The organism is Collimonas silvisoli (assembly GCF_018305005.1).
Lineage (GTDB): Bacteria > Pseudomonadota > Gammaproteobacteria > Burkholderiales > Burkholderiaceae_D > Collimonas > Collimonas silvisoli.
In genome coordinates, this window is record NZ_JAGQEG010000168.1 from 1 (window position 1) to 5336 (window position 5336).

5 protein-coding genes and 2 tRNA genes are annotated in these 5336 nt (G+C 58.9%); 3 read left to right on the forward strand and 4 right to left on the reverse strand.

Annotation, left to right across the window (positions count from 1 at the left end; all coding sequences use genetic code 11):
* Positions 1-345 precede the first annotated feature (345 nt).
* Positions 346-1563 carry an NYN domain-containing protein gene (locus tag KHU33_RS25185; protein WP_211468145.1) on the forward strand — a complete coding sequence of 406 codons (1218 nt, stop codon included), beginning with the start codon at positions 346-348 and terminating at the stop codon, positions 1561-1563.
* Positions 1564-1623: 60 nt separating this feature from the next.
* Here KHU33_RS25185 and KHU33_RS25190 read toward each other — a convergent pair whose 3' ends face one another.
* The 4 genes from KHU33_RS25190 to KHU33_RS25205 form a co-directional block, all read right to left on the reverse strand.
* Positions 1624-2667 carry a quinone-dependent dihydroorotate dehydrogenase gene (locus KHU33_RS25190; protein WP_211468147.1) on the reverse strand — a complete coding sequence of 348 codons (1044 nt, stop codon included), beginning with the start codon at positions 2665-2667 and terminating at the stop codon, positions 1624-1626.
* Positions 2668-2753: 86 nt separating this feature from the next.
* A complete protein-coding gene (locus KHU33_RS25195; protein WP_211468149.1) occupies positions 2754-3479 on the reverse strand; it encodes an arginyltransferase in 726 nt (241 codons plus the stop codon).
* Between the two features lie 85 nt (positions 3480-3564).
* Entirely contained in the window at positions 3565-4293 is a 729-nt protein-coding gene (aat, locus tag KHU33_RS25200) for a leucyl/phenylalanyl-tRNA--protein transferase (RefSeq protein WP_211468152.1), read from the reverse strand.
* A gap of 18 nt (positions 4294-4311) precedes the next feature.
* Complete coding sequence (locus tag KHU33_RS25205; RefSeq protein ID WP_211468154.1) at positions 4312-4899, reverse strand: NUDIX hydrolase; 588 nt, start codon at positions 4897-4899, stop codon at positions 4312-4314.
* Between the two features lie 131 nt (positions 4900-5030).
* Here KHU33_RS25205 and KHU33_RS25210 point away from each other — a divergent pair.
* A tRNA-Met gene (locus KHU33_RS25210) sits at positions 5031-5107 on the forward strand.
* Between the two features lie 84 nt (positions 5108-5191).
* Positions 5192-5268, forward strand: a tRNA-Met gene (locus KHU33_RS25215).
* Positions 5269-5336 lie beyond the last annotated feature (68 nt).

A 5336-nucleotide genomic window follows, 5' to 3' on the forward strand; every position in this document is an offset into this window, starting at 1 on the left:
CAGCGCACGTTTTGGTTGGAACCCTTCGGGAACGGCTGCAGGCGTCGCATGCCGTTGTTGCAGCTCCATGACGTAACATTCGGTAGCACCGCTACCTCGCGTCGCTGCGCCTAGGCACGCAACGCCTGCCGCGCGTTCGCACTCTCAAATTAATTGTTAACAGGCCCTAGTAAAGCTGGAGAAGTAAGCCGAGCTGGCGGATGCCTTGCGGCATCTGCTCGGGATCTCAGCGGGGAATGGGTTCGGGCTCGACGTTGTTGGCTATAATCGCTGGCATGGATGTGCGCTGTAGTGCATGAATCTCAAGCCCGTCAAGCCCAGCCCATCATTGGAGAACAATAACCTATGGCATCATCCCCGGAAAACCTCAGCATGGCAGTGTTCTGCGACTTCGAAAACGTCGCGCTCGGCGTACGCGATGCAAAATACGAGAAGTTCGATATCAAGCCGGTGCTGGAGCGCCTCCTGCTAAAGGGCAGTATCGTGGTCAAGAAGGCTTACTGCGACTGGGAGCGCTACAAAGAATTCAAGGCCACCATGCACGAAGCCAATTTCGAGCTGATCGAAATTCCGCATGTGCGCCAGTCGGGCAAGAATTCGGCTGACATTCGGCTGGTGGTGGACGCGCTCGATCTTTGCTACATGAAATCGCACGTCAATACCTTCGTCATCATCAGCGGCGATTCCGATTTCTCGCCGCTGGTCTCCAAATTGCGCGAGAACGCCAAGCAAGTGATCGGCGTCGGCGTCAAGCAATCGACTTCCGACCTGCTGGTTGCCAATTGCGACGAATTCATTTTTTATGACGATCTGGTGCGCGAGAGCCGGCGTACGGCCGCCAAACGCGGTACGCGGGAAACGCAGCCGGCGGCCAAGCGCTCGCCCGATGAAGAAAAGCGGCGCAAGGCGGAGTTGGAAGCGCGCAAGAACCAGGCGATCGAGATGGCGGTTGAGACTTTCGATGCCTTGGTATCCGAACGCGGCGACAGCGGCAAGATCTGGGCCTCCGTGTTGAAAGAGGCGATCAAACGCCGCAAGCCCGATTTCAGCGAGTCATATTACGGCTTCCGCGCCTTTGGCAATTTGCTGGAAGAAGCACAGGCACGCGGTCTGCTTGAATTCGGCCGTGACGAGAAATCGGGGACTTACGTATATCGCAGCAGCGGCAGTAATGGCGGCACGATTGCCGGCGAAGTCGTGGCGGAACAGCCGGTGGCGGCACCGTTGCCGCTGCCGAATGTACCCGAAGCCGCAACAGTTTCAGCGACAGTAGCGGCGGCGGCTGAAGACAACGGCGCCAAACCGGAAGCCCGCCGCAAGGGACGCGGAGGCCGCAAGCCGGCCGAAAAGAAAATCGCAGCGCTTGTGCCGCAAGTTGTCACGCAGGCTGTCGCGCAAGTTGTCGCGCAGGTTGTCGATACAGCGCCGGAAACGCCAGCCGCTGTCGAAGCGCCGGCTCAGCCGGCGGACGACGCAACGGTCAAAGCGGAAAAAACGCCGCGCAAGCCCGCCGCGCGCAGCCGTCGCCCGCGCAAATCCGAAGTGAAGCCGGACGATGCCTGATCACGGATGGCCGCGATTTTGCGCATCTACGGAAGCGGCCACGCCGCTACCTGGCTTGCGTTAGATTTTCCGACGCAACGCCGCCGCACACTCACCCACCAGCGCCGGGCCGCGATAGATCAGGCCGCTATACAGCTGCACCAGCGAGGCGCCGGCAGCAATCTTGGCGCGCGCGTCGTCACCGCTGAAAATCCCGCCGACGCCGATGATAGGCAGCGCATCGCCCAGCTCGCCGTGCAACTGCCGCACCACGCTGGTGGATAGGGCCAGCACCGGCGCGCCGGACAAGCCGCCGGCTTCATTCTCATGTTGCAGGCCCCGGACGGCGTCGCGGCTGATGGTGGTGTTGGTGGCGATCACGCCGTCTATCTTATGCCGCAGCAAGGCGTCGGCGATGGTCTTGATTTGTTCGGCGTCGATGTCCGGTGCGATCTTCAAGGCGATAGGGACGTAACGCTTATGCTGATCGGCCAGTTTTTGCTGTGCTTGCTTGAGCTGCGAGAGCAGGGCGTCGAGCTCCGACGCGCCTTGCAATTGGCGCAGGTTCTTGGTGTTGGGCGAGGAAATATTGACCGTGACGTAGCTGGCGTAGGGGTAGACTTTTTGCAGGCAGTGCAGATAGTCTTCGGCGGCGCTTTCGATCGGCGTATCGGCGTTCTTGCCGATATTCAGCCCCAGCACGCCTTGCCGTTCCTGGTAAAACCTGGAAGCCTGGACATTGGCGACAAAGGCGTCGACGCCGCCATTGTTGAAACCCATGCGATTGATGATGGCGTTGGCGGCAGGCAGGCGGAACATGCGCGGCTTGGGGTTGCCGGGCTGGGCGCGTGGCGTCACCGTGCCGATTTCAATCGAGCCGAAGCCAAGCGCCGCCAGGCCGTCGATATAAGCGCCGTCCTTGTCCAGTCCGGCTGCCAGGCCGACCGGATTGGGGAAAGTGACGCCCATTACCGTGCGCGGATCGGCCGGGATCTTGCCTAGCAGCGAAGTGAGCCCCAGCGCAGCGGCGCGGCGCAATGCCGGCAGGGTCAGATTGTGGGCGGATTCCGGATCGAGTGAGAACAGGGCGGGGCGGGCGAAGGCGTACAGGAGTTTGGCTGGCACGGTAGGCGGCTGTGTATAAGAGTGCAATCAATGAACAATAAGCGGAGAAACAAGCGGGAAAACAGGTGCAGTAAAATCTGCGGTGGCTATTCTAACGCACTCCATTCTCCATGCCGCAGCGCTTGCAGCGGCTGGAAGTTGATTTTGTAAGCCATTTTCGGACTTTCCTTGATCCAGTAGCCGAGATAGACATAAGGCATGCCGAGCTGCCTGGCCTGGCCGATTTGCCACAAGACGTTATAGGTGCCGAAGGAGGCGCCTGGCACGTCGGGATCGTAAAAGGTGTACACCGACGACAAGCCGTCGTTCAGGATATCGATAATGCTCACCATGCGCAAAGTGCCGTCGGCTTCCCGAAACTCCACCAGCCGCGTATTCACTTTGCTTTGCAGCAGGAACTGGGCGTACTGGTCGCGGCTGTCCTGGTCCATGCCGCCGCCGCTGTGGCGCGCGGTCTGATAGCGCAGGTACAGATCGTAATGTTCGTGGACATACGCCAGGTTGGTGACCAGTGTAGTCAGATGGCGATGCCGCTCCCAGGCGCGGCGCTGGCTGCGATTCGGCTTGAACGAAGCTACCACGGTGCGTACCGGCGTGCAGGCCTGGCAACCGTCGCAATACGGCCGATAGGTGAAAATGCCGCTGCGCCGGAAACCGTTCTTCACCAGCTCCGAATAGACATCGGCGTTGATCAGATGCGATGGCGTCGCTACCTGCGAGCGGGCCTGGCGATGCTCCAGGTAACTGCATGGATAGGGCGCGGTGGCATAGAACTGCAGCGTCGAAAAGGGTAGATCTTTGAGGTGCGTCATGTGCATTCCGGCTGATGACATATCGATGACATATATCTGTAATTTACACCGTAATTTCCGTTTACATAAGGACTTGCGGCGGCTTTTAATCGGCAAACAAGGGCAGCGGACGCCAGTTGTGAATCTGCGGCTGGGCGATGGCTTGCGTCAGGTGCTGCAGAAATTCGCTGCGCGCTATCGGCAGCGCGCCGAGCGACGCCAGATGATCGGTCTGCTGCTGGCAATCGATCATTGCCACACCGTTCTGGCGCAGGAAATGCACCAGGTAAGCCAGGGCGATTTTGGAAGCGTCGCTGACCCGGGTAAACATCGATTCGCCGTAGAACATATGGCCGATGCTGACGCCGTAAGCGCCGCCCACCAGTTTGCCGTCCAGCCATACTTCCGCCGAGTGCGCATAACCGAGCCGGTGCAGGGCGCGGTAACCTTTGACGATGTCTTCCGAGATCCAGGTGCCGGCGCCGTCGCGGCGCGGCGCGGCGCATTCGCGCATCACTTGTTCGAAGGCGAAATCGAAGCGGATCTGCCAGCGCCGGTCTGTAGAAACGCTGCGGTGCACCTTGCGCAAGGTCTTGTACAAGCTGGCCGAGACCGCGAACCGATCGGTCTTCAACACCATGCGCGGATCGGTGCTCCACCAGAGAATCGGCTGGTTTTCGGAGAACCAGGGGAAGATGCCATGCCGATAGGCGTCCAGCAGACGCCGCGGCGACAAATCCGCACCGGCCGCCAGCAAACCAGCGGCGCCGTCCTCTTCGGTCAGGGCTGTGCTGACGTCGGGAAACGGGCTGTTCAGTTCAAGCCAGGGGATCATCGCGGCTCCGTGAGCGCCCTATTTGGCCGCTACGCCAGAGCGGCGCATGGGTTTGAAAATATCCTGGGTATGCAAGCTGAAATGACCGCCTTCCTGGCGGATTTTTTTGAGATCGGCAAAGAACGCGCGCAAGGTAACCTCGACCGTAGGGAAGGCGATCTCATCCCACGGGATCTCGGCCTCGGTGAACAAGCCGACTTCCAGGCTTTCAACGCCGGCAGCGTAATCCAGGTCGAGCAAGGTGGCGCGATAGAACAGATGCACCTGATGCACATGCGGTACGTTCAGCAAAGAAAAAAGTTCGTGCAGTTCGACCCGTGCGCCGGCTTCTTCCTGAGTTTCGCGGCGAGCGGCTTCGCTGGTGGTTTCATCGTTTTCCATGAAGCCGGCCGGCAGCGTCCAATAGCCGTATTGCGGTTCGATGGCGCGTTTGCACAGCAGCAAGCGCAGCTCGCCGTCTCGCTCCCAAACCGGAATCGAGCCGATCACCATTTTCGGATTCTGGTAATGAATGCTGCCGCAGTTGCTGCAGACATAACGCATGCGGTTGTCGTCCGGCGGAATCTGCAGGCTGACGGGATGCGCACATTCGGAACAAAATTTCATAGGCTGCAATAGGTTGTTTGAATCGGTAGTTTGGAAGTTTAGCATTGCCCAATCGTTAGAGCTGTTCTTAATCCGATTGTGTGTATTGGTTGCATTGCACTGCAATACACTATATACTTTCATTCTTCAGACGCGGGGTGGAGCAGTCTGGCAGCTCGTCGGGCTCATAACCCGAAGGTCGTAGGTTCAAATCCTGCCCCCGCAACCAGATACAGTAAGAAGGCTGGCAGTAAAAGTTATTCTTACGCATCAAGCCTTAAGTGCACAACGCTTAAGGCTTTTTATATTCAGGCGCGGGGTGGAGCAGTCTGGCAGCTCGTCGGGCTCATAACCCGAAGGTCGTAGGTTCAAATCCTGCCCCCGCAACCAAATAGAGTAAGCAATTATTCTTGTTCAAAAAGCCCCAGGTGCATCGCACCTGGGGCTTTTTGTTTTTG